The 21,398-nt window shown below is 67.5% G+C and carries 20 protein-coding genes; 14 read left to right on the top strand and 6 right to left on the bottom strand.

The window, feature by feature from the left end; translation table 11 throughout:
• The first annotated feature begins 71 nt into the window (after positions 1 to 71).
• From lpxC to recN, 3 genes are all read left to right on the top strand, one after another.
• The gene (gene lpxC / locus MF270_RS10510; protein ID WP_238365839.1) at positions 72 to 992 is read left to right on the top strand and encodes a UDP-3-O-acyl-N-acetylglucosamine deacetylase; all 921 of its coding nucleotides are present in this window, start codon (positions 72 to 74) and stop codon (positions 990 to 992) included.
• Positions 993 to 1,137: 145 nt separating this feature from the next.
• On the top strand, positions 1,138 to 2,001 hold the full coding sequence (locus MF270_RS10505; RefSeq protein ID WP_238365838.1) for an outer membrane protein assembly factor BamD: 864 nt from the start codon (positions 1,138 to 1,140) through the stop codon (positions 1,999 to 2,001).
• A 98-nt stretch (positions 2,002 to 2,099) separates the two neighbouring features.
• Positions 2,100 to 3,755, top strand: coding sequence for a DNA repair protein RecN (gene recN, locus MF270_RS10500; RefSeq protein WP_238365837.1), 1,656 nt, complete (start codon positions 2,100 to 2,102; stop codon positions 3,753 to 3,755).
• Here recN and MF270_RS10495 read toward each other — a convergent pair.
• A complete protein-coding gene (locus MF270_RS10495) occupies positions 3,752 to 4,711 on the bottom strand; it encodes an alpha/beta hydrolase fold domain-containing protein (protein WP_238365836.1) in 960 nt (319 codons plus the stop codon). The genes recN and MF270_RS10495 overlap by 4 nt on opposite strands.
• A 69-nt stretch (positions 4,712 to 4,780) precedes the next feature.
• A complete protein-coding gene (gene moaA / locus MF270_RS10490) occupies positions 4,781 to 5,788 on the bottom strand; it encodes a GTP 3',8-cyclase MoaA (RefSeq protein WP_238365835.1) in 1,008 nt (335 codons plus the stop codon).
• 141 nt (positions 5,789 to 5,929) lie between these two features.
• Between moaA and MF270_RS10485 the strand changes: the two genes are divergently transcribed.
• From MF270_RS10485 to MF270_RS10475, 3 genes are all read left to right on the top strand, one after another.
• Entirely contained in the window at positions 5,930 to 6,427 is a 498-nt protein-coding gene (locus MF270_RS10485) for a hypothetical protein (protein ID WP_238365834.1), read from the top strand.
• A gap of 125 nt (positions 6,428 to 6,552) precedes the next feature.
• On the top strand, positions 6,553 to 7,539 hold the full coding sequence (cobS, locus tag MF270_RS10480) for a cobaltochelatase subunit CobS (RefSeq protein WP_238366038.1): 987 nt from the start codon (positions 6,553 to 6,555) through the stop codon (positions 7,537 to 7,539).
• Between the two features lie 53 nt (positions 7,540 to 7,592).
• Positions 7,593 to 7,922 carry a hypothetical protein gene (locus MF270_RS10475; protein WP_238365833.1) on the top strand — a complete coding sequence of 110 codons (330 nt, stop codon included), beginning with the start codon at positions 7,593 to 7,595 and terminating at the stop codon, positions 7,920 to 7,922.
• 75 nt (positions 7,923 to 7,997) lie between these two features.
• Here the strand turns inward: MF270_RS10475 and MF270_RS10470 are convergent, their stop codons facing one another.
• Positions 7,998 to 8,579 (bottom strand): NADPH-dependent FMN reductase, encoded by a 582-nt coding sequence (locus MF270_RS10470; RefSeq protein ID WP_238365832.1) that lies wholly within the window; start codon positions 8,577 to 8,579, stop codon positions 7,998 to 8,000.
• Positions 8,580 to 8,786: 207 nt separating this feature from the next.
• Positions 8,787 to 9,656: a calcium-binding protein gene (locus tag MF270_RS10465; protein WP_238365831.1), complete on the bottom strand. Its 870-nt coding sequence runs from the start codon at positions 9,654 to 9,656 to the stop codon at positions 8,787 to 8,789.
• Between the two features lie 223 nt (positions 9,657 to 9,879).
• Here MF270_RS10465 and MF270_RS10460 point away from each other — a divergent pair, with 223 nt between their 5' ends.
• From MF270_RS10460 to MF270_RS10445, 4 genes are all read left to right on the top strand, one after another.
• A complete protein-coding gene (locus tag MF270_RS10460) occupies positions 9,880 to 10,239 on the top strand; it encodes a hypothetical protein (protein ID WP_238365830.1) in 360 nt (119 codons plus the stop codon).
• A gap of 71 nt (positions 10,240 to 10,310) precedes the next feature.
• Positions 10,311 to 12,185, top strand: coding sequence for a cobaltochelatase subunit CobT (cobT, locus tag MF270_RS10455; protein ID WP_238365829.1), 1,875 nt, complete (start codon positions 10,311 to 10,313; stop codon positions 12,183 to 12,185).
• A gap of 256 nt (positions 12,186 to 12,441) precedes the next feature.
• On the top strand, positions 12,442 to 14,226 hold the full coding sequence (locus MF270_RS10450) for an aminopeptidase P family protein (RefSeq protein WP_238365828.1): 1,785 nt from the start codon (positions 12,442 to 12,444) through the stop codon (positions 14,224 to 14,226).
• Positions 14,227 to 14,292: 66 nt separating this feature from the next.
• A complete protein-coding gene (locus MF270_RS10445) occupies positions 14,293 to 14,637 on the top strand; it encodes a DUF427 domain-containing protein (protein ID WP_238365827.1) in 345 nt (114 codons plus the stop codon).
• A 185-nt stretch (positions 14,638 to 14,822) separates the two neighbouring features.
• On the opposite strand, the gene MF270_RS10440 is transcribed toward MF270_RS10445, so the two are convergent.
• Both MF270_RS10440 and MF270_RS10435 read right to left on the bottom strand, forming a co-directional pair.
• The gene (locus MF270_RS10440; protein WP_238365826.1) at positions 14,823 to 15,122 is read right to left on the bottom strand and encodes an H-NS histone family protein; all 300 of its coding nucleotides are present in this window, start codon (positions 15,120 to 15,122) and stop codon (positions 14,823 to 14,825) included.
• A gap of 306 nt (positions 15,123 to 15,428) precedes the next feature.
• Entirely contained in the window at positions 15,429 to 17,072 is a 1,644-nt protein-coding gene (locus MF270_RS10435) for a chloride channel protein (RefSeq protein WP_238366037.1), read from the bottom strand.
• A gap of 129 nt (positions 17,073 to 17,201) precedes the next feature.
• Between MF270_RS10435 and MF270_RS10430 the strand changes: the two genes are divergently transcribed.
• The 4 genes from MF270_RS10430 to rpmB all read left to right on the top strand — a co-directional run bounded on the left by MF270_RS10430 (position 17,202) and on the right by rpmB (position 21,297).
• Complete coding sequence (locus tag MF270_RS10430) at positions 17,202 to 18,575, top strand: FAD-binding oxidoreductase (protein WP_238365825.1); 1,374 nt, start codon at positions 17,202 to 17,204, stop codon at positions 18,573 to 18,575.
• Positions 18,576 to 18,942: 367 nt separating this feature from the next.
• Positions 18,943 to 19,719 (top strand): gamma-glutamyl-gamma-aminobutyrate hydrolase family protein, encoded by a 777-nt coding sequence (locus MF270_RS10425; RefSeq protein ID WP_238365824.1) that lies wholly within the window; start codon positions 18,943 to 18,945, stop codon positions 19,717 to 19,719.
• A 90-nt stretch (positions 19,720 to 19,809) separates the two neighbouring features.
• Positions 19,810 to 20,796: a methylmalonyl Co-A mutase-associated GTPase MeaB gene (meaB, locus tag MF270_RS10420; RefSeq protein WP_238365823.1), complete on the top strand. Its 987-nt coding sequence runs from the start codon at positions 19,810 to 19,812 to the stop codon at positions 20,794 to 20,796.
• A gap of 210 nt (positions 20,797 to 21,006) precedes the next feature.
• A complete protein-coding gene (rpmB, locus tag MF270_RS10415) occupies positions 21,007 to 21,297 on the top strand; it encodes a 50S ribosomal protein L28 (protein WP_238365822.1) in 291 nt (96 codons plus the stop codon).
• The last annotated feature ends 101 nt before the right edge of the window (positions 21,298 to 21,398 follow it).

The raw sequence follows: 21,398 nt of genomic DNA, 5'->3' as shown, positions 1-21,398 counted from the left end.
GCCCCCCAGTGATTAACTACCCTGCAACAAGGGGCGATCTGCCTCTGACAATTGGACGTTCGAGGTCAATCGTGCAGAAGACGCTCAAATCGGTGGTTCGTTTCGACGGGGTCGGCCTGCATGGCGGACAGCCCGTGACGATGACCGTGCATCCGGCTCCGGCCGGCAGCGGCGTGCGGTTCCGCCGGACCGACATCCGCCTTGGCAACGCCGTGGTGCCCGCGCGCTGGGACCTCGTCGACGATGCACGCCTGTGCACCCGCGTGGTGAACGAGGCCGGCGTCTCGGTCTCGACCATCGAACACGTGATGGCCGCCCTGGCCGGGCTCGGCATCCACAACGCCCGCATCGACATCGACGGCCCCGAGGTCCCGATCCTCGATGGCTCCTCCGCCCCCTTCGTGCAGGCCTTCCTCGAGGCAGGCACCCGCCAGCTTGCCGCCGCCGTCACGGTGATCGAGATCCTCGCCCCGGTGCGGTTCGACCAAGGCGACGCCTGGGCGAGCCTCTCGCCCGCACCGCGCAGCGAGATGGCGTTCCACATCGATTTCGCCGACCAGGTGATCGGCCGTCAGGACAAGGCGCTGGTGCTGAACAACGGCACCTTCGTGCGCGAGCTCTGCGACAGCCGCACCTTCTGCCGCCAAGCCGACGTGGACGCGATGCGCGCCAACGGGCTCGCTTTGGGCGGCACGATGGAGAACGCGGTGGTGGTCGAGGGCGACAAGGTCCTCAGCCCCGGCGGTCTGCGCCACCGGGACGAGGCCGTGCGCCACAAGATGCTCGACGCGCTGGGGGATCTCGCGCTGGCGGGCGGGCCGATCCTGGGCCGCTACACCGGCCATCGCGCCGGCCACGCGATCACCAACAAGCTGCTGCGCAAGCTTTTCGCCACGCCGGGCGCCTTCCGCATCCGCACCTGCGACGCCGAAACCGCGGCGCTGCTGCCGGGCGTGGGCGTGCGGCTTGATGAAATGCCCGCCGTCGCGTGACCCCGCGCGGCGTGTCGCGGCGCGAAATCCTCAGCCGATCAAAAACGCGCCAAGACCATTTTGCCCCCGGATTTTCTATGCTAGACCCAAGCCGACAATCGGGGCCGGGTAAGGCCCCGGGCAGGAACTCAGAGGGTGGTCAGGCATGAGAGGGGGCGTTTCCCGGGCGAAGTGGGTCGGCGCTGTGGCCCTCGTGGCAGTGCTCTCGGCTTGTGGCGGCTCTGGCGGCAGCGAATCCAGGGGCTTCGGTCGCGGCAACATCCCGATCGAGAATTTCACGCCCGAGCAGATCTTCGAGCGCGGCGAATTCGAGATGGAGCGCCGTCGCTACGAGGACGCGGCCTTCTATTTCTCGGAAATCGAGCGGCTTTATCCCTATTCCGACTGGGCCAAGCGGGCGCTGATCATGCAGGCCTATGCCTTCCATTCGGACGAGGATTACGAGAATTCGCGGTCGTCGGCGCAGCGTTACATCGACTTCTACCCGACGGGTGAGGACGCGGCCTATGCGCAGTACCTGCTGGCGCTCAGCTACTACGACCAGATCGACGAGGTCGGGCGCGACCAGGGGCTGACCTTCCAGGCGCTGCAATCGCTGCGCACGGTGATCGAGCTTTATCCCGACAGCGAATATGCCCGTTCGGCGATCTTGAAATTCGACCTCGCCTTCGACCACCTCGCGGCGAAGGAAATGGAGATCGGGCGCTTCTACCTCAAGCGCAAGCAGTACCCGGCCGCGATCAACCGCTTCCGCGTCGTGGTCGAGGATTTCCAGACCACCAGCCACACCGCCGAGGCGCTGCACCGGCTGGTGGAGAGCTACCTGTCGCTGGGCTTCACCGACGAGGCACAGACCGCCGGCGCCATCCTTGGCCACAACTACCGGTCGACCGAGTGGTACGAGGACAGCTACGCGCTGCTGACCGGCCAGGGGCTCGAGATGAAGCCGCAGGGCGAGAACTGGCTGGCCCGGATCTACCGCCAGGTCATCAAGGGGGAATGGCTGTAACCGACGGTGGGGTCAAACCCCACCCTACATCATGTGGTGGGGTTCCCTGGAATTCCGCTGTATATGGTGTAGATCCGTTGCTGCCCTGAGTCGCCCCGATGCTGCGCCATCTCGACATCCGTGACATGCTGATCATCGACCGGCTGGAGCTTGCCTTCCAGCCGGGTCTGAACGTGCTGACCGGCGAGACCGGGGCCGGCAAGTCGATCCTGCTGGATTCGCTCGGGTTTGTCCTTGGTTGGCGCGGCCGGGCCGAGCTGGTGCGCCAAGGCGCCGAGCAGGGCGAGGTGGTGGCCGAGTTCGACCTGCCCGACGGCCATGCCGCCCATGCGATCCTCGAAGAGGCCGGGCTGCCGGGCGGGGAGGAGCTGCTGCTGCGCCGGGTCAACACGACTTCGGGGCGCAAGACCGCCTGGGTCAACGACACCCGCGTCAGCGGCGAGGTGCTGCGCGCGCTCGGCGACACGCTGGTCGAGCTGCATGGCCAGCACGACGACCGGGGCCTTTTGAACCCGCGCGGTCACCGGGCCATGCTGGACGATTACGCCGGGCTCGGGGCCGAGCGGGCCGAGACGGCCAGGGCCTGGGCGCATGTCGCCAGCACTCGCAAACGGCTGGACGAGGTCGAAGCCGCACTGGCCGAGCTGACCAAGGAAGAGGATTTCCTGCGCCATGCGGTGGCCGAGCTGGACAAGCTGGATCCGCAGCAGGGCGAGGAGGAAGTGCTCGACACCCGCCGTCGGATGATGCAGGGGGCCGAGCGCATCCGCGAGGACATCGCCCGCGCCGCGCAGGCGCTGGGGCTCGAAGGGGCCGAGGGCGCGATGGGCGACGCGATGCGCTGGCTCGAAGGCGCCGCCGATGCCGCCGAGGGCGCGCTGGAAGAGCCGCTGGCCGCCTTGAACCGCGCGCTGGTCGAGCTGGGCGAGGCGACGCAGGGCGTCGAGGCCTGCCTCGACAGCCTCCGGTACGACCCGCTCGAGCTGGAAGAGGCCGAGGAGCGGCTGTTTGCGATCCGGGGTCTTGCGCGCAAGCACCAGGTGGCGCCCGATGATCTTGGCGATCTCGCCGGCACGCTGCGCCGCCGGCTCGAGACGCTGGATTCCGGTGATGCAGAGGTGGTCAGCCTGCGCAAGGCACTTGCGGCGGCCGAGGCCGAGTACGATGCCGCCGCTGCCGCGCTGACCGATGCGCGACGGGATGCCGCCGGGCGGCTCGACGCGGCGGTGATGGCGGAACTCGCGCCGCTCAAGATGGAGCGCGCGATCTTCACCACAGAGATCACCGAGGGCCCCGCCGGGCCCGAGGGGCGGGACGCGGTGCAGTTCACCGTGGCGACCAACCCCGGCGCGCCCTCGGGCCCGCTGGCCAAGATCGCCTCGGGCGGGGAGCTCAGCCGTTTCCTGCTGGCGCTCAAGGTCTGCCTGTCGGATCCGCAGGGCGGCGCGACCATGATCTTCGACGAGATCGACCGCGGGGTCGGCGGCGCCACGGCGGATGCCGTGGGGCGGCGCCTTGCCGCGCTGGCCGAGACGGGGCAGGTGCTGGTGGTGACGCATTCGCCGCAGGTGGCGGCGCTGGGGGCGCATCACTGGCGGGTGGAAAAGCGCGTGGCGGACGGGGCGACCCTGTCGACCGTGACCGCGCTTCCGGACGATCATCGCGTGGACGAGATCGCGCGCATGATCTCGGGCGACCGCATCACGCCCGAGGCGCGGGCGGCGGCGCAGGCCCTGCTGGGCGCGGTCGGCTAACGGCCCAGCCGCGCGGCGATGAACCGCCCGGCGGCCTGCAGCGCATGGCGCGCCTCGGGGATCGGGGCGGCGACCCAGACATGGAACATCTGGTCATAGCGGCGCAGGTCGATTTCGGGCAGTCGGGCGGCGAGGCGCAGCGCGTCGGAATAGAGCACGTCGCGCGTGCCGGCAAAGACCTGGATCGGCGGCAGGTCGGTCATGGCGCCGAAGAGGGGGCTGATCCAGGGATGATCCGCCCCGCGCGACCCGGCCCAGGCGCGCCCGGCCTGGCGCAGGCTCTCGATCGACAACATGGCATCGCGCCGCGCCAGTTTCGGCTGGTCTTCGCCGCCGACCGTCGCGTCGAGCCAGGGAGAGAACAGCACCAGCCCCGCCGCCGGCGCGCGCCCGGCGTCGCGCAGGTGCTGCGCCCAGGCCAGGGCCAGCCCGGCCCCGGCGGAATCGCCGGCCAGGATCACGCCATGCGCGCCGACCTCGCCAGTCGCGGCCTCCCAAGCGGTGGCAATGGCGGCCAGGCCCTGTTCCACCGTCGCCTCGGGCGCAAGCGGGTAGAGCGGGACCAACACCTCGACCCCGGTCTGGCGGCACAGCTCGCTCAGGATGATCCATTGCGCGGGGATCAGGTTGAACATGTAGCCGCCGCCGTGAATGTAGATCAGCCGTCCGGTTGACACGTGGTCCCTGGGCCTGAGGCGGAACATGCGAGTCTTGCCAAGGGTCTCTTCGGTCACCGCGAAATCGCGCCGCACCCGCGGCGGCGCCGACGCAGGCCCGCGCGCGCGGTCGCGGCGCAGGCGCAGGCGTGCCGGCAGGCGTATGGCAAAGATCAGCGGGATCAGCACCCGCGACAGGATCATGCCGAGGGCCGAGCAGGGCTCAAGCTCGGGAATCGCGGCCCGCGCGCCCCGGGGCGGGGCACGGTGAGGCGTATCCTGTGGGTGGGCCTTGGTCATGATGCGGGTATCGCATCCAGAAATTGACGGATCATGAAACCGTGATCGCGGCACGCATCTCTCGGGAGGTCAGCCCCCGGTGTGCGACATGTGGCGCGACACCTGGCCCGCGACCGTCTGCCGCGAATAGTCGAAATCGTGCCCCTTGGGCTTGAGCGCGATGGCGGCGCGGATGGCCTGTTCCAACGCCGCGTCATCCTCGGGGTGGTTGCGCAGGGCCGCGCGCAGGTCGGCGCGGTCTTCCTGGCCGAGGCACATGTAGATCTCGCCGGTGCAGGTGATCCGCACCCGGTTGCAGCTTTCGCAGAAATTGTGGCTGAGCGGGGTGATGAAGCCGATCTTCTGCCCCGTCTCCTCAAGCTTCACGTAGCGCGCGGGCCCGCCTGTGCGCTCGGGGATGTCGGTGACGGTGTAATGTTGCGCCAGCTGGGCGCGCACGTCCTCGACCGACCAGAACTGTCCGATGCGGTCGGTCTCGCCCATGTCGCCCATGGGCATCACCTCGATCCAGGTCATGTCCATGTCGCGTTCCGCGCACCATTCGGTCAGGCGCTGCAACTCGTCCTCGTTGAAGCCCTTGAGTGCCACGGCGTTGATCTTGACCCGCAGGCCCGCCGCCTGCGCCGCGTCGATGCCCTTGAGCACCTGCGGCAGGCGCCCCCAGCGGGTGACGCGGGCGAACTTGTCCTCGTCCAGCGTGTCGAGCGAGATGTTGACCCGTCGCACGCCCGCATCCGCGAGGTCGCCGGCAAAGCGCGCCAGCTGGCTGCCGTTGGTGGTGAGCGTCAGCTCTTCCAGCGCGCCACTGTCGAGATGCCGCGACATCGACCGGAAAAAGGTCATGATGTCCCGCCGCACCAGCGGCTCGCCGCCCGTGATGCGCAGCTTGCGCACGCCCAGGCCGACAAAGGTGGAACACATGCGGTCCAGCTCCTCGAGCGTCAGCAGCTCCTTTTTCGGCAGGAACGACATGTTCTCGGCCATGCAATAAGTGCAGCGGAAATCACAGCGGTCCGTGACGGAGACACGGAGGTAGGTGATCGCTCGGGCGAAGGGGTCGATGAGAGGCGCGTTCATGGAGAAGAAACTAGGTCCGCGGACCCTTGCCCGCAAGGGAGACTTTCGGTGGACGCAGGCACGGGCGCGCCCTAGCTTGTGCGCAGATGCACGGCGGGCCGGGCCCGCGCAGCGATTTGGGGTCGCAGAAGGGACTGAAGAATGACCGGATTTGCATGGACGCGGGGCATGGTGCCACTGGCCGCGCTGGCGCTGCTGGCGGCCTGTACCGAGGCGGCGATGGACGCGCCCCCGGTGGACGAACCCGAAGCCGAGGCATCCGCGCAGGTTGCCGAGCCCGTCGCCGTGGCCCCGCCGCCGCCGCGCACCGCCCGCACCGAGGAACAATACGACACCACCACCGCCGAGCAGCGCGCCGCCGCCGCCAGCGCCGCGCCCGAGGCGGGCGAGCGCAAGCTGGGCGAGACCATCGCCTCGCTCGGGGATCCGACTCAGCCCGGGTTCTGGATCAAGACGCCGCTGGTCAGCGTGGCCGGCAAGGGCCGGGTGGTCTTTCCCGCCACCGGCAAAAGCGCCGAGGTCGACCTGATCCCGATCGACGGCGAACCCGGCGCCGGCAGCCGGCTGTCGCTGGCCGCCATGCGCCTGATCGAGGCGCCGCTGACCGATCTGCCGACGATCGAGGTCTACGGGTCCTGATCAAGGCAAGGGTAGGCGGGTGCCACGGGGCCATTGCCGCCGGGGTTCCCCTTGTGTCCGCCATGGATTTGGTGCATCCCGGAGCCCGGTGGCCCGGCATGCCACCTGAGGAAGGAATGAGAGAGATGGCTGACGGGATGAGCGACATGACCGCCAAACCCACCGAGGAGATTTCGGTTCGCGAGATGTTCGGGATCGACACGGACATGGTGGTCAAGGGCTTTGCCGAGGCCACGGACCGGGTTCCGGACATCGATTCGACCTACAAGTTCGACCCGGACACGACGCTGGCGATCCTTGCGGGCTTTCGCAACAACCGCCGCGTGATGATCCAGGGCTACCACGGCACCGGCAAGTCGACCCATATCGAACAGGTCGCCGCGCGGCTGAACTGGCCTGCGGTACGCGTCAACCTCGACAGCCACATCAGCCGGATCGACCTGATCGGCAAGGACGCGATCAAGCTGCGCGACGGCAAGCAGGTGACCGAGTTCCACGAGGGCATCCTGCCCTGGGCGCTGCGCAACCCGGTCGCCATCGTCTTCGACGAATACGACGCCGGCCGCGCGGACGTGATGTTCGTGATCCAGCGCGTGCTGGAACATGACGGCAAGCTGACCCTGCTTGACCAGAACGAGATCATCACCCCGCACCCGTTCTTCCGCCTCTTCGCCACGGCCAACACCGTCGGCCTTGGCGACACCACGGGCCTTTACCACGGCACCCAGCAGATCAACCAGGCCCAGATGGACCGCTGGTCGCTGGTCGCGACGCTGAACTACCTCAGCCATGATGCCGAGGTGGCGATCGTTCTGTCGAAGAACCCGCATTACAACACCGAAAAGGGCCGCAAGCAGGTCAGCCAGATGGTGCACCTGGCCGACCTGACCCGGACCGCCTTCATGAACGGCGACCTGTCGACCGTCATGTCGCCGCGGACCGTGATCACCTGGGCCCAGAACGCCGAGATCTTCCGCAACCTGGGCTACGCCTTCCGCGTGACCTTCCTCAACAAGTGCGACGAGCTCGAGCGCCAGACAGTGGCAGAGTTCTACCAGCGCTGCTTTGACGAGGAACTGCCCGAAAGCGCGGCAAGCCTGAGCCTCGGGTAGAGATGCTGGCCGCGCTGATCCTTCTGGGGGCAAGCGCGGCACAGGACTCATTGATGCAAGAAAACGCAAAGCCCGGGCTCTCCGGGCTTTCGCTTTGCTGGGGGCGTTACGAGGCCGCCGCCGCGCGGGGCGATGCCGCCTGGGCCGAGGCGGCGGCGATGCTTGCGACCGAGATCGACCGCCGGCTTGACGCGACCCCCGAGGCCATGCGCCTGGTCGAGGTCAACCGCGCCGCCGGTCGCGCGCGGATCGACACGCTCACCTACCGCGCCCTGGCCGAGGCCGGGACGATGTCCGGGCTGCGCGCGCTCACGTCCTTTACCGACGCGATGGACGATTGCGCCCGGCTGCTCGCGGCCGAGGGGCTGGCACCGCCGCGCTAGCGCAAAGGAAAAGGGGCCCCGCACCACGCGAGGCCCCTGACCAGGTCACCGGGGAGGAGAACCCGGGGAAATGGCTTACTTGGCGTCCTTGGTCAGGCTGACCCAGAAGAACAGCTCGTCCAGCATCGCCTTGACCGACGGGTCCAGCGCCGCGTCGAAGTCACTCAGCGGCTTTTGCTGGCCGCCCAGGGGGTGGGTTTCCATGAAGATGTTGCCGCCGATGTGCACGGCGTCACCGACGTTGACCATGCGAAGCTCGGTGGTGATGCCGCGCAGATGCTCGATCGCGCGGGCCGCGCCGACGCCGCCATAACCGACGGCCGCTGCGGGCTTATGCACCCATTCCTTGAACGCCTGGTCCAGGGCGTTCTTCAGCGCGCCCGAGATCGAGTGGTTGTATTCCGCCGTCACGAAGACATAGCCGTCATACTTGGCCAGCTCTTCCTGCCAGGCGACGGCCTTGGGGTCAGACGAGGGCATCCAGCGGTTCGACGCCATCTCGTCGAACAGCGGCAGGTCGAATTCGGCGAGGTCGAGGATGGTGGCGTTCATGCGGCCGTCGGCGGCAATCTTGGCGGTGATCCAGTCGGCCGGGACCTTGCCCCAGCGGCTGGCGCGAGTGGTGCTGATGATGACGGCGATATTGGGGGTGGTCATTGGGGCCTCCGATGGGCGATTGTTTGCGTCTGCAGCATATCTCGGCCCTCGGAGGCGATTACACAAGATTGCACGGATGTGAGAAATCGCATCCATGATGTGCGCTCTTGCGCAGATAAAGGCGGACCCTCCCCGGGCCGATGGCGTTTGGGGACGCGACTCGGGGAGGGCCTGGCACCGCGGGTCGAGGCCGCGCTGCCCGGGACATCAGGCGAAGATGAAATCGCCTGAATTCAGTTGGCCAAGGGCCACGTCCTCGATCAGGACGCTGTCGCCATTGCCAAGGTCCAGCACCACGTCCTGCCCCTGCTGGGACAGGGCACCCTGCACGGCTGCAAAGTCGGTGAGCCCGGTGCTGGCCGCCAGCTCGATCCAGTCGCGGGCCTCGAGGTCGGCGATCACCTCGGCGCCGCAGCCGGCGGCAAAGACAAAGGTGTCGCGGCCGCCACCGCCCGCCATCCAGTCATCGCCCGCGCCGGCGTCGATCCGGTCATTGCCGCGCCCGCCCCAGATGGTGTCCGCGCCCGCGCCGCCCTCGACCGTGTCATGGCCGTTGCCCGCGTCGATGATGTCGGCGCCCTCGCGCGTGCCGATCCAGTCGTTGCCGGCCCCGCCCAGCACCACGTCGTCGCCGGTGCCGAGCATCACGATATCGTCGCCGCTGCCCGCATCGACCGCGTTGTTGCCGCCGAAGCTGACGACCAGGTCGGCGCCGCCCCGGGTGACGAAGATGTCGTCGCCGCCGGTGTCGAAGATCACCTCGCTGCCCTTGCCGCCGCGAATGCCGTGCTGGTCGTAGATCGTGGTGGTGCCGTTCGCGCTGACGCCGATCGAGATGGTCGAATAATAGGTCGCCCCGGGGAACTGCGCCGAGACGTCGTGGACCAGATCGCCATAGCCGATCGAGGCAAAACCCTGTTCGAGATAGAGATCCGTCGCGCTGGCGGTGTAGCCGAGGGCGGCCGCATTGGCGATCGGGCCTTCGTCGATCATGCCGTTTGCGTCGTAGATGACGGATTGGACAGGAGAGGTGGCCGGGTTGAAGTTGGTGGCCAGGAACACGCCGGGATCGGGCATCTTTGGTAATCCATTATAAAACAATGCGTTGACCCAAGATGGTACTTGGTGGCCGGACCCTAGCATCGGTCCTGCGACGGCCCAATTGCGGGAACCCGCGTGCGGATTTCCGCATGTGGCGGAGTCAGCGCAGCGAAAAAAGTTTTCAAAACGAGTAATTGATTGGCAAATTTTGGACGGTAAAGTCCATATCATGTGCGGTTTGAAAACTTTTGCGGTGACAATGATCCTGGCCGTTTCGGGCCTAGGCTCCGCGCTGCGGGCCGAGGATCTGACGATCTCTTTCGCGACTTGCACCGGGCGGTTCTCGGCCGCGATGGAGCATGGTTGGCTGATGGGGGCCGCGTCGGACCGGCTCGAGGCGGAACGCGCCGCCATGATCCACCTGCTCGAGGCGGTGACGCCCGCGGGCCTGGCGCCCGAGGCCGGCCATGCCCTGCTGCACCGCCGGATCGAGGCCAAGTTCGCCCATGCGCGCCTGCTGCAAAGGGGCACGTTCAGCACAGACCCGGCCGAGGCGCGCCGCGCCCTGCGGCTGGCCGAAATCCACCTGTCGTCCTGCCGGTCGCTGCTGCTGGGCTAGGCACGATTCCCGTTGGTCATTGCCGGGCCGATGGCCTAGATTGCGCCCAAGACCAGAAGACGGCGAGAGACATGGCGCAATCCGACAACCCCGCAGATCCGTTCAAGAAGGCCCTGGCCGAGGCGACCAAGGTCATGGCCCATGACCCGGATCTCAACATCTCGTATACCGTGGACCCGTCGGGCCTGTCGGGCGACAACATGCGCCTGCCGCAGGTCAGCCGCCGGATGACCCGCGACGAGGTGCTGGTGGCGCGCGGCACGGCCGATGCGCTGGCGCTGCACCGGCGCTACCATGACGAGGGCACACATGCCCGTTACGCCCCCTCGGGCGACATGGCGCGCGAGCTTTACGAGGCGATGGAGGTCGCGCGCTGCGAGGCGATGGGCGCCCGCGACATGCCTGGCACCGCGCAGAACATCGACGCAAAGATCGGCGCCGAGGCGACCCGCCGCGGCTACGAGCAGGTGACCAGTTCCGACGCGGCGCCGCTGTCGGTGGCCGCCGGCTACCTGATCCGCCACCTCGCCACGGGGCGCGACATGCCCAAGGGCGCGCAGAACGTGATGGAGCTGTGGCGCGGCTTCATCGAGGACCAGGCCGGTGGCACGCTCGAGGGGCTGCAGGACCGGCTGGCCAACCAGTCGGATTTTGCCAAGTTCGCCCGGCAGATCATCACCGACCTTGGCTACGGCGACCAGCTGGGCGACGACCCGGACGAGCTGGACGACCAATCCGACGAAGAGGCGGCGGACGAGCAGCAGGACGACGAAGAGCCGGATTCCACCGGCGAGGACGACAGCCAGGAGGAAGATTCCGAGGCCTCGCCCGAGCAGAGCCAGGACGAGACCGACGATTCCTCGCAGGCCCAGGTCAGCATGGACGACCTCGCCGACCAGGAGATGGGTGACGAGGCCGAGCTGCCCGAGGGCGAGGCCCCGCTCGAACCGCCCGCGCCGCAGCCGATCAGCGATGCCGACCCGAATTACACCGTGTTCGACACCCAGTTCGACGAGGAAATCGGCGCCGAAGAACTCGCCGACCCGGTCGAGCTTGAACGCCTGCGCGCCTATCTCGACCAGCAGCTTGAACCGCTCAAGGGCGCCGTGTCGCGGCTGGCCAACAAGCTGCAACGTCGGCTTCAGGCGCAACAGAACCGCTCTTGGGAGTTCGACCGCGAGGAGGGCATCCTCGACGCCGGGCGCCTGGCCCGTGTCGTGGCCAACCCCACCACGCCGCTGTCGTTCAAGGTCGAGAAGGACACCGAGTTCCGCGACACCGTGGTGACGCTGCTGCTGGACAACTCCGGCTCGATGCGCGGCCGCCCGATCTCGATCGCGGCGATCTGCGCGGATGTGCTGGCGCGGACGCTGGAACGCTGCTCGGTCAAGGTCGAGATCCTCGGCTTCACCACCCGCGCCTGGAAGGGCGGCCAGAGCCGCGAGAAATGGCTGAACGAGGGCCGGCCGCAGCAGCCCGGCCGCCTCAATGACCTGCGCCACATCATCTACAAGGGCGCCGACAGCCCGATGCGCCGGGCCCGGCCGAACCTCGGCCTGATGATGAAAGAAGGCCTGTTGAAAGAGAACATCGACGGCGAGGCCCTTGAATGGGCGCACCGCCGGATGGTGAACCGCCCCGAGGCGCGCAAGATCCTGATGGTGATCTCGGATGGCGCGCCGGTGGACGATTCGACGCTTTCGGTGAACCCGGCCAACTACCTTGAAAAGCACCTGCGCGACGTGATCGCCATGGTCGAAAAGAAGAAGCTGGTCGAGCTGATCGCCATCGGCATCGGCCACGACGTGACGCGCTACTACCAGCACGCGGTGACCATCACCGACGTCGAACAGCTGGCCGGCGCGATCACCGAACAGCTTGCCGCGCTCTTCGACAGCGACCCGCGCGCCCGCGCCCGCGTCATGGGGATCAGGCGCGCCAGCTGACCGCGCGGGATCCAATAAAGCGCGCCCGCGCGCTCTATTTCGCCAGGCGGCCAGGCGACGCTCCTCGCGGGCGGCGGCGCGGGCTGAACGCGGCGGAGGCCTCCGGCGGGAGTATTTGCGGAATAATGAAAGAAGGGGCACCGATCCGCTCTTCATTGTGCCTATAAACTCCGGGGGGGCTGGCCCCCCATCCGCCCGGTTGCATCTTGGCCCCAACCCGTATCTTCTGCGCCGCAAGAGCACAGAGGAGCCGGGCATGTTCCAGACTTTCGAGGAAACCGCAGATCCCACCAAGGGGCCGGAACGGCTGGCGGCGCTGCGGGCCGAGATGGCGACCGAGGGGCTGCAGGGCTACCTCGTGCCGCGCGCCGATGCGCACCAGGGCGAATACGTGGCCGACTGCGATGCGCGGCTGGCCTGGCTGACCGGCTTCACCGGATCGGCCGGGTTCTGCGCCGTGCTGCCGGGGATCGCCGGGGTTTTCGTCGACGGGCGGTACCGGGTGCAGGTCAAGGCGCAGACCGCGGATGTCTACACGCCCGTGGACTGGCCCGAGGTGCGGCTGGCCGGTTGGCTCAAGGATCACGCCAAGGCGGGTGACCGGATCGGTTTTGATCCCTGGCTGCACACAGTGGCCGAGATAGCGGGCTTGGAGAAGGCCCTCGCGAACGGCCCGCAGATGGTCACGCTCGACGAGAACCTCGTCGACCGGATCTGGGAGGGTCGCCCCGCACGCCCCGCGGAGCCGGTCGAGGATTACCCGGCCGAGTTGGCGGGTCTGACCTCGGGTGAGAAACGCGCGCTTTGTGCCGGGATGCTGGCCGAGGCGGGGGAGGGCGCGGCCGTGCTGACCCTGCCTGACAGCATCAACTGGCTGCTCAACATCCGCGGCGCGGACATCCCGCGCAACCCGATCGCCCAGTGTTTCGCGATCCTGCATGCGGATGGGCGGGTCGACCTGTTCCTCGATCCGGCCCGCGTGGCGCATCTTGGCCCGGACCCGGCGATCACCTCCCATCCCCGCGACGCCTTCGCCGAGGCGCTGGCCGCGCTGACGGGCAAGGTGCGGATCGACCCGGCCTCCTGCCCGCAGGCGGTCAAGCTGGCGCTGACCGGCGCCGAGGTGACCGAGGGGCAGGACCCCTGCCTCATGCCCAAGGCAAAGAAGACCCCGGCCGAGATCGCCGCCACCACCGAGGCGCATCTGCGCGACGGTGCGGCCATGTGCGAATTCCTGAGCTGGCTCGATGCGCAGGACCCGGGCACCCTGACCGAGATCGACGTGGTCACCGCGCTGGAAGGCTGCCGCCGCGCCACCAATGCGCTGCGCGACATCTCCTTCGACACGATCTGCGGATCGGGCCCGAACGGCGCGATCATGCATTACCGAGTGACGGAGAAGACCAACCGGCAGCTCAACAGCGGCGAGATCATGGTGGTCGATTCCGGCGGGCAGTATATCGACGGCACCACCGACATCACCCGCACCGTGGCGCTCGGCGCCCCGGGCGAGGAGGAGCGGGTGAACTTCACCCGCGTGTTGCAGGGCATGATCGGCATCTCGCGCCTGCGCTGGCCCAAGGGTCTGTCCGGGCGCGAGCTCGAGATGATCGCGCGGCTGCCGCTGTGGCAGGCCGGGCTGGATTTCGCCCATGGCACCGGCCATGGGGTCGGCGTGTACCTCTCGGTGCACGAGGGGCCCGTGCGCCTGAGCCGCGCCAGCGAGGTGCCGTTCGAGCCGGGGATGATCCTGTCGAACGAGCCGGGCTTCTACAAGGAAGGCGCCTATGGCATCCGGATCGAGAACCTGGTCGTCGTGCAGCCCGCGCCCGAGCTGCCGGGGCAGATGATCGAGGGCATGATGGTCTTTGACACGCTGACCTGGGTGCCCATCGACCGCCGCCTCATCGTGGCCGAGATGCTCACCCCGGCCGAACGCGACTGGCTGAATGCTTATCATGCGAAGGTCTGCGACAAGATTGAGCCGCGACTTTCGGAAACCGCCCGTCTATGGTTGCGCGAAGTTTGCGCCCCGCTGTAATCGCGGGAGAGACGTGGGCAAAATACGCGTGGCCCCGAGGGCCCGCGTCAGAGGGAGACGCAACGAATGAACCAGAGAATCCATATCCACGCGGCGAAAGGCACCTGGACGGTTCGGGCCGGTGGCGCCGTGTTGGTGGAATCCTCGAAGGCGCTGGAATTGCACGAGGCGGACATGCCCTTCGTGGTCTATTTCCCGCGCGAGGACATTGCCATGGCCTTCCTGGAAAAGACCGGTACCGCCTCGCATTGCCCGTTCAAGGGCGACGCGAGCTATTATTCGATCGTGACAAAAAGCACGACCATTCCCGATGCGGCCTGGAGCTATGAAAGCCCGAAAGCGGGGCTCGAGCAAATTGCCGGGCACCTGGCTTTCTACGCCACGGACCAGGTCACGGTAGAGCGGATCTGACGCTACAGAAACCCGAATGGACCGATTGGAAAAGGCCGGCGTTTCGCCGGCCTTTCTGCGTCATGTCCCGTTCCGGATCGGTCCCGAATGCACTGTGGTCATGCGCCGGCGTCGCTGGCAGGCGCCGGACCGCGCAAGGAAAGGTTTGCGCGGGGCGGCTAGTCGAGGCCCGCACCCGACCCAGTTCAGCCGATTTCCATGCTCTCGGGGGCGACGCCGCGCTTGACGGCGGCCTTGAACCATTCCGGCTGGCGGCCACGCCCGGTCCAGGTGTTGCTGGCATCCTGGGGGTCGCGGTACTTGGGCAGCGACTGGCTGCGGCTCTTGGCCTTGCCTTTGCCTTCGACGAGCTCGGTGAGCGAAAAGCCCATCGCTTTCGCCTCGGCCTCGAGCTTTGCGCGGGCTTCCTGGCGCTTGCGCTCCACAAAGCCGGCAATGGCGGCATCGACGTCCTTGCGCAATTGCTTGAGCGCGTCGAGGTCCATTTTTTCAAGTTCGATAGTCGACATTTTTTTTTGACCTTTTTTTTTCTGCGGGGCGAACTCTTGTTCACGCGTTAACAAAATACCTGGAAAGCAGAGCGAGCCTTGAAGATTTTCCGGATTCTAAACGCTTGTCTTATTTCCTTCGCATAACGATTCCGCAAGATCAAAAAGAAATTGTTAAAGCAACTCATTAGGCAGGTGTTCGCCGTCTCGATATATATCCAAACGCGAATATTGCCAGTTAACGTAGTGGACCGCCGCCAATTCCGAGTATTCCCCAAGCAGGGAATTCTTTATCCTGGAACATCAGGAATGCTCTTCCTCGGCAATTGCTGCAAGTGCACGGTTGTAGGCTTTCAGGGCATCGACCTGGAACAGGACGCCCTTGAGGACGGGCTCGCGCGCCTCGCCTTCGAGTGTCACGACCGGAATGAACGGCGCGCCCGACCTGTCAAAGATGGGCATGGCGGCCTCGAGCGTGGAATTCAGGTCGATATAGACGCCGTTCTCAAGCAGGTCGCGGCAGCGCGCCTCGTCCGGCATCCTGTCGTCGCCCATGCGGCACATCACGCCCGAGCAGCGGAACATGCCGAGCAAATAGGCCTGCGGGCCGGCGGCCAGGTGGATGTTGCGCCGTTCCAATTGCGTGAGAAAGAAACTCCGGTCCACGAGGCGCGAGGAAATGGCCGTGGACAGTGACACCGACACCATCACGGCAAGGCCCGTCTGCCAGTCGCCGGTCAGCTCGAAGACGATCATCGTGGTCGAGATCGGTGCGCCCAGCACGGCGGCCGCCACAGCACCCATCCCCGCCAGGGCATAAAGCGTGTGCGAGCCCGAGACCTCGGGGAAGATCCCCGTGGCGATCAGCCCGAAGGTCAGCCCGGTGAGCGCGCCGACCATGAGCGAAGGCGAGAAGATGCCGCCGCCCATCCGCCCGCCAAAGGTGATGGCGACCGCGATCACCTTGAGCACGGCAAAGACCAGCGCCTCGTGCAGCACCAGCTTGCCGGTCAGCGCGGCCGAGGTCGTCTCGTATCCGACGCCGATGATATGCGGGAAGAAGATCGCCAGCGCGCCCAGCATCAGCCCGGTCACGGCGGGGCGCAGGAAACGCGGCAGGGACAGGTGCGCCTGCACCCGGTTGCCCAGATCCTCGGACCAGAAGATCGCGCGCATCATGATCACGGCGACCAGCCCCGAGACCATGCCGAGGATCAGGTAGGCGGGCAGCTCGACGTAGAATTCCAGCGCCGAGGTGCCGGGCAGGGTGAACTCGGTCACGTCTCCGAACGCCAGCCGGTTGATCACCGTCCCGGCGGCGCTGGCCACCACGATGGGGGCAAAGGCGTGCAGGGCGAAATGGCGCAGGATCACCTCGAGCGCGAAAAGCGACCCGGCGATCGGCGCGTTGAAACTGGCCGAGACGGCAGCGGCCACGGCGCAGCCCAAGAGGTCGCGGCCGGTCATGCCATTGGCGCGGATCAGGGTGCTGACCCAGCTCGAGATCATGCCGGCGATATGCACCACCGGCCCCTCGCGCCCCGAAGAGCCGCCCGTCGCCAGCGTGATCATCGACGCGGCAGCCGAGGCGAGACCGGCGCGTTTTTCCACCCGCCCGTCGTTCAGTGCCGCGCCCTCGATCACGTCGGCCACGCTGCGCACCCGCCCATCAGGGGTAAAGCGATGCAGGATCAGCCCGGTCACCAGCCCGCCCAGCATCGGCACCACCAGCAGCCAGTACCAGGGGATCTGCAGCGCAAAGGAATGCAGCCGGTTCACGTCATCGGTGCCATAGGCAAAGGCCTGCAGCGCCTCGAGGCCCTTGCGGAACCCCAGCGCGGCGAACCCGGCCGCCGTGCCCACAGCGAGGGCGATGAACCAGAATTGGACCTGCCCGGGCCCCTTTTGCCGCAGCAATTGCCAGCCCCGCGTGGTCATGCCGGCCATCTCGGCCAGCTGCTGGCGGATCAGCGAAGGGTGGCTCTTGGGCGCCAATTCTGCGACTCCCCGGAAATTGCGACTTTCCCGATGCCGGACCGGGCGTTAAGACGGGCCGGATTTTCAGCCGAGGCCGTGATGAGCATTGAAACCGCGCTGGGCGCGCTCCAGTCCCTCTTAGGCGATGGCCTGACCCTGTCCAAGTCCGAACGCGACCTGCATGGCGGGTCCGAGAGCTACTTTCCCGACACGCCGCCCGATGCGGTGGCCTTTCCGCGCAACACGGACGAGGTGGCAGCGCTGCTGCGCATCTGCAACGAACAGGATTGCCCGGTGATCGGCTGGGGCGCCGGCAGCTCGCTGGAAGGCCACGCGCTGGCGCTGCGCGGCGGGGTGGTGGTGGATTTCCGGCACATGAACAAGGTGCTCGAGATCCGCCCAGAGGACATGAGCGTCACGGTCCAGCCGGGCCTCACGCGCGAAGAGCTGAATATCGCCCTGCGCGACACCGGCCTCTTTTTCCCGGTCGATCCGGGCGCCAATGCCTCGCTCGGCGGGATGGCGGCGACCCGGGCCAGCGGCACCACGACCGTGCGCTACGGCACCATGCGCGACAATGTCATGGCGCTCGAGGCGGTGCTGGCCGACGGCCGCGTGATCCGCACCGGCAGCCGCGCGCGCAAGTCGGCGGCGGGCTATGACCTGACGGGGCTCATGGTCGGCTCCGAGGGCACGCTGGGCCTGATCACCGAGCTGACGCTGCGCCTGCAGGGCCAGCCCGAGGCGATCAGCGCGGCCGTCTGCGCTTTTGACGACATCGCCGGCGCGGTGGCGGCGGTGATCGACACGATCCAGATGGGCCTGCCCATGGCGCGGATCGAGTTCCTCGACGCCGCCAGCGTGCGCGCCGTCAACGCCTATGCCGGGATGACGCTGCCCGAGACTCCGCACCTGCTGCTCGAATTCCACGGCAGCCCGGAAGGGGTCAAGGAACAGGCCGCGCTCTTTGGCGAGGTGATCGCGGATCACGGCGGCAAGGGGTTCGAATGGGCGACAAGGACCGAGGACCGCACCGCGCTCTGGACCATGCGCCACAACGCCTATTACGCGGTGCTCGCCTCGCGCCCCGGCGCGCGCGGCGTGGTGACTGACATCTGCGTGCCAATCTCGCGCCTCGCCGAAGCGGTCGAGGCGGTGTCGGCCGACATCGCCGAAAGCGGCCTGCCGGGCCCGATCCTCGGCCATGTGGGTGACGGCAATTTCCACGCCATCCTGCTGATCGACCCCGACAGCCCTGCGGATCTCGAGACCGCCAAGGCGTTGTCGCACCGCATGGTCGAACGCGCGCTTGACCTTGGCGGCACGGCCACGGGCGAGCATGGCGTGGGCATGGGCAAGCTCGACTACATGGCGCGTGAGCATGGCGCGGGCTGGGATGTCATGGGCCAGCTCAAGGCCGCGCTCGACCCGAACAACATCCTCAACCCGGGCAAGGTGGTTCCGCAGGGCTGACACGCTCCGCCCTGCCTTTCATCTTTCTCCAAATATGCCTCCCCGGCCCGCCACGTGTGCAAGGCCGGGCTACCGTTGCGCCCCCCTGCTTTCACTTTTCCGAAAATACTCTCGCCAACGGCGTCTTTAACGCCGCCCCAAGGCATGCGCGCCAAAGGCGCGCATACATCTTGCCCGGAATGAGAGGCGCTGCCCCTCAAACTCCCCGGAGTTTATCGGCACAATGAAGGGCGGATCGGTCCGCGTCTGCCCGGTGCGCGGGCGCTCCATCCCCTTGCGCCGTGCTGCACAGGGGTTTCCCCTTCCGCCGCCGCCGCCCGGGTCCTATATTGACCGACAACGCAAGGCTTTCGGAGACAGCGCAGGCATGGCACGGCCCGTCGTCGGCATCATCGGCAACCATCACCTCATCAACGACACCTACGCCACCCATGCCGGCGGCGTGATGAATTCCGAGGCGGTCGCGGGGGTGTCGAACTGCCTGCCGCTGCTGATTCCGGCCGATCCCCGCTACGTGTCGGTCGCCGAGTTGATGGAGACCTGCGATGGCTTCCTGCTGACCGGCGGGCGGCCCAACGTTCACCCCACCGAGTACGGCGAAGAGGAAACGCCGGCCCATGGCGCCTTTGACCGCGCCCGCGACGCGATCACCCTGCCGCTGGTGCGGGCCTGCGTCGACAGCGGCCAGCCCTTCCTGGCCATCTGCCGTGGCTTCCAGGAGGTCGCGGTGGCCATGGGCTCGACCCTGCACCCGGAGATCCGCGACCTGCCGGGCCGGATGAACCACCGCATGCCGCCCGATGGCACGATCGAGGAAAAGTTCGCCCTGCGCCACGTTGTGACGCTGACCGAGGGCGGGCCGTTCCATCGGCTGATGGGATCGACCGAGGTGATGACCAACACGCTGCACGGCCAGGGCGTGACCCGGGCCGGCACGCGGTTTGTCATCGACGGTCACGCGCCCGACGGCACGCCCGAGGCGGCCTATGTCAAGGACGCGCCCGGCTTTACGCTGTCGGTCCAGTGGCACCCCGAGTTCAACGCCGCCAACGACCCGGTCTCGCGGCCGCTCTTCGAGGCCTTTGGCGATGCCTGCCGCGCCTGGGCCGAGGGGCGCCAGCCCGCGCGGCTGATGCGCGCCTGACCGCGCCGCTGCGCCGCATGGCGGCCTGCCGGTCTGGACAACCTCGCCGCGCCGCCGCACAACATGGCCGAACCAGATAGGGAGAGCGCCATGGACATCGCCGCACTGGCCGAGGGGATCGCCGCGGGCAACCGCCGGGCGCTGGCGCGGGGGATCACCCTGATCGAAAGCGGCCGGGCCGATCACCGGGTCCAGGCGACCGAGCTGCTGGAACACCTCAAGGACGGCCCCGAGGCGATCCGCATTGGCCTCTCGGGCACGCCCGGCGTCGGCAAGTCCACCCTGATCGAGGCCTTCGGCGGCATGCTGACGGGGCAGGGGCTGCGCGTGGCCGTGCTGGCGGTCGACCCGTCCTCGGCCCGCTCGGGCGGGTCGATCCTGGGCGACAAGACCCGGATGGAGACCCTCAGCCGCGATCCCAACGCCTTCATCCGCCCCTCGCCCAGCCAGGCGCAGATGGGCGGCGTCGCGCGGCGGTCGCGCGAGGCGGTCGCGCTCTGCGAGGCGGCGGGGTTCGACGTGGTGCTGATCGAGACCGTGGGCGTCGGACAGTCCGAGACCGTCGTGGCCGAGATGTCGGACCTTTTCGTGCTGCTGTTGGCCCCGGCCGGCGGGGACGAGCTGCAGGGGGTCAAGCGCGGGATCATGGAGATCGCGGACATCATCCTTGTCAACAAGGCCGATGGCGAGCTGAAGTCCGCCGCCACCCGCACCTGCGCCGATTACGCCGGCGCGCTGCGCCTGCTGCGCAAGCGCAAGCAGGATCCCGAGGGCTTTCCCAAGGCGATGACTGTCTCGGCGGTGGAACAACGCGGGCTCGACACCGCCTGGGCCGAGATGCAGGCGCTGGTCGCCTGGCGCCGCGAGCACGGCCATTACGACGCCCGCCGGGCCGAGCAGGCGCGCTACTGGTTCGAGGAGGAGGTGCGCCAGGCGCTGCTGTCGCGCCTGACCCGCGAGCCGGTCAAGGGCGTCATGGCCCGCCTCGGGGCGCAGGTCGCGCAGGGCGAGACCACGCCCGCCGCCGCCGCGGCCGAGCTGGTGAACGACGTGCTGGGCGGGACAGGGCAGGGGTAAACGGGGATCGATTCGACCGGGCAACCGGACGCCCCGCCCTGTTCGGCGCAGATTCCCGCAATAACCCTGCACGGCAAGGGGACGAGGCCCTTGACGCCTGCGGGCGTTCCGCCTAAGAGCACCCAACGAGATTCCGGGCGCTGCTGCCGGCGGCGCCTTTATCACTTTGGCGAAAGCACCCTTTCGCCGGAACCAGACGAGGATGGACCCATGTCGCGCGTTTGCGAACTGACCGGAAAAGGGCCGATGACTGGCAATAACGTCAGCCACGCCAACAACAAGACTCGGCGTCGTTTTCTGCCGAACCTGAACGACACGACGCTGCAATCCGAAACCCTGGGCCGCGGCATCAAGCTGCGCATTTCGGCCCATGCCCTGCGGTCGGTCGACCACCGCGGCGGCCTGGACAAGTTCCTGGCCAAGGCAAAGGACTCGGAGCTGTCGGCCAACGCGCTGAAGGTCAAGAAAGAAATCATGAAGGCGCAGGCCGCGTCGGCCTGATCGCTTTTCGATCCGACGGATAGACGGCCCCGCAAGGTTTCGCCCTTGCGGGGCCGCTTCCGTTTGTCACGCTTGGCAATCGCGACGGCGCATGCCACATG

The sequence above is a fragment of the Mesobacterium pallidum genome, assembly GCF_019966535.1.
GTDB classification, from domain to species: domain Bacteria; phylum Pseudomonadota; class Alphaproteobacteria; order Rhodobacterales; family Rhodobacteraceae; genus Mesobacterium; species Mesobacterium pallidum.
This window is presented reverse-complemented; position numbering and strand designations above follow the sequence as displayed.

Coding starts and splice junctions, on each gene's coding strand:
- MF270_RS10505 (WP_238365838.1), top strand. CDS start 1,138: ATGAGAGGGGGCGTTTCCCGGGCGAAGTGGGTCGGCGCTGTGGCCCTC.
- recN (WP_238365837.1), top strand. CDS start 2,100: ATGCTGCGCCATCTCGACATCCGTGACATGCTGATCATCGACCGGCTG.
- MF270_RS10495 (WP_238365836.1), bottom strand. CDS start 4,711: ATGACCAAGGCCCACCCACAGGATACGCCTCACCGTGCCCCGCCCCGG.
- moaA (WP_238365835.1), bottom strand. CDS start 5,788: ATGAACGCGCCTCTCATCGACCCCTTCGCCCGAGCGATCACCTACCTC.
- MF270_RS10485 (WP_238365834.1), top strand. CDS start 5,930: ATGACCGGATTTGCATGGACGCGGGGCATGGTGCCACTGGCCGCGCTG.
- cobS (WP_238366038.1), top strand. CDS start 6,553: ATGGCTGACGGGATGAGCGACATGACCGCCAAACCCACCGAGGAGATT.
- MF270_RS10475 (WP_238365833.1), top strand. CDS start 7,593: ATGCAAGAAAACGCAAAGCCCGGGCTCTCCGGGCTTTCGCTTTGCTGG.
- MF270_RS10470 (WP_238365832.1), bottom strand. CDS start 8,579: ATGACCACCCCCAATATCGCCGTCATCATCAGCACCACTCGCGCCAGC.
- MF270_RS10465 (WP_238365831.1), bottom strand. CDS start 9,656: ATGCCCGATCCCGGCGTGTTCCTGGCCACCAACTTCAACCCGGCCACC.
- MF270_RS10460 (WP_238365830.1), top strand. CDS start 9,880: ATGATCCTGGCCGTTTCGGGCCTAGGCTCCGCGCTGCGGGCCGAGGAT.
- cobT (WP_238365829.1), top strand. CDS start 10,311: ATGGCGCAATCCGACAACCCCGCAGATCCGTTCAAGAAGGCCCTGGCC.
- MF270_RS10450 (WP_238365828.1), top strand. CDS start 12,442: ATGTTCCAGACTTTCGAGGAAACCGCAGATCCCACCAAGGGGCCGGAA.
- MF270_RS10445 (WP_238365827.1), top strand. CDS start 14,293: ATGAACCAGAGAATCCATATCCACGCGGCGAAAGGCACCTGGACGGTT.
- MF270_RS10440 (WP_238365826.1), bottom strand. CDS start 15,122: ATGGACCTCGACGCGCTCAAGCAATTGCGCAAGGACGTCGATGCCGCC.
- MF270_RS10435 (WP_238366037.1), bottom strand. CDS start 17,072: ATGGCCGGCATGACCACGCGGGGCTGGCAATTGCTGCGGCAAAAGGGG.
- MF270_RS10430 (WP_238365825.1), top strand. CDS start 17,202: ATGAGCATTGAAACCGCGCTGGGCGCGCTCCAGTCCCTCTTAGGCGAT.
- MF270_RS10425 (WP_238365824.1), top strand. CDS start 18,943: ATGGCACGGCCCGTCGTCGGCATCATCGGCAACCATCACCTCATCAAC.
- meaB (WP_238365823.1), top strand. CDS start 19,810: ATGGACATCGCCGCACTGGCCGAGGGGATCGCCGCGGGCAACCGCCGG.
- rpmB (WP_238365822.1), top strand. CDS start 21,007: ATGTCGCGCGTTTGCGAACTGACCGGAAAAGGGCCGATGACTGGCAAT.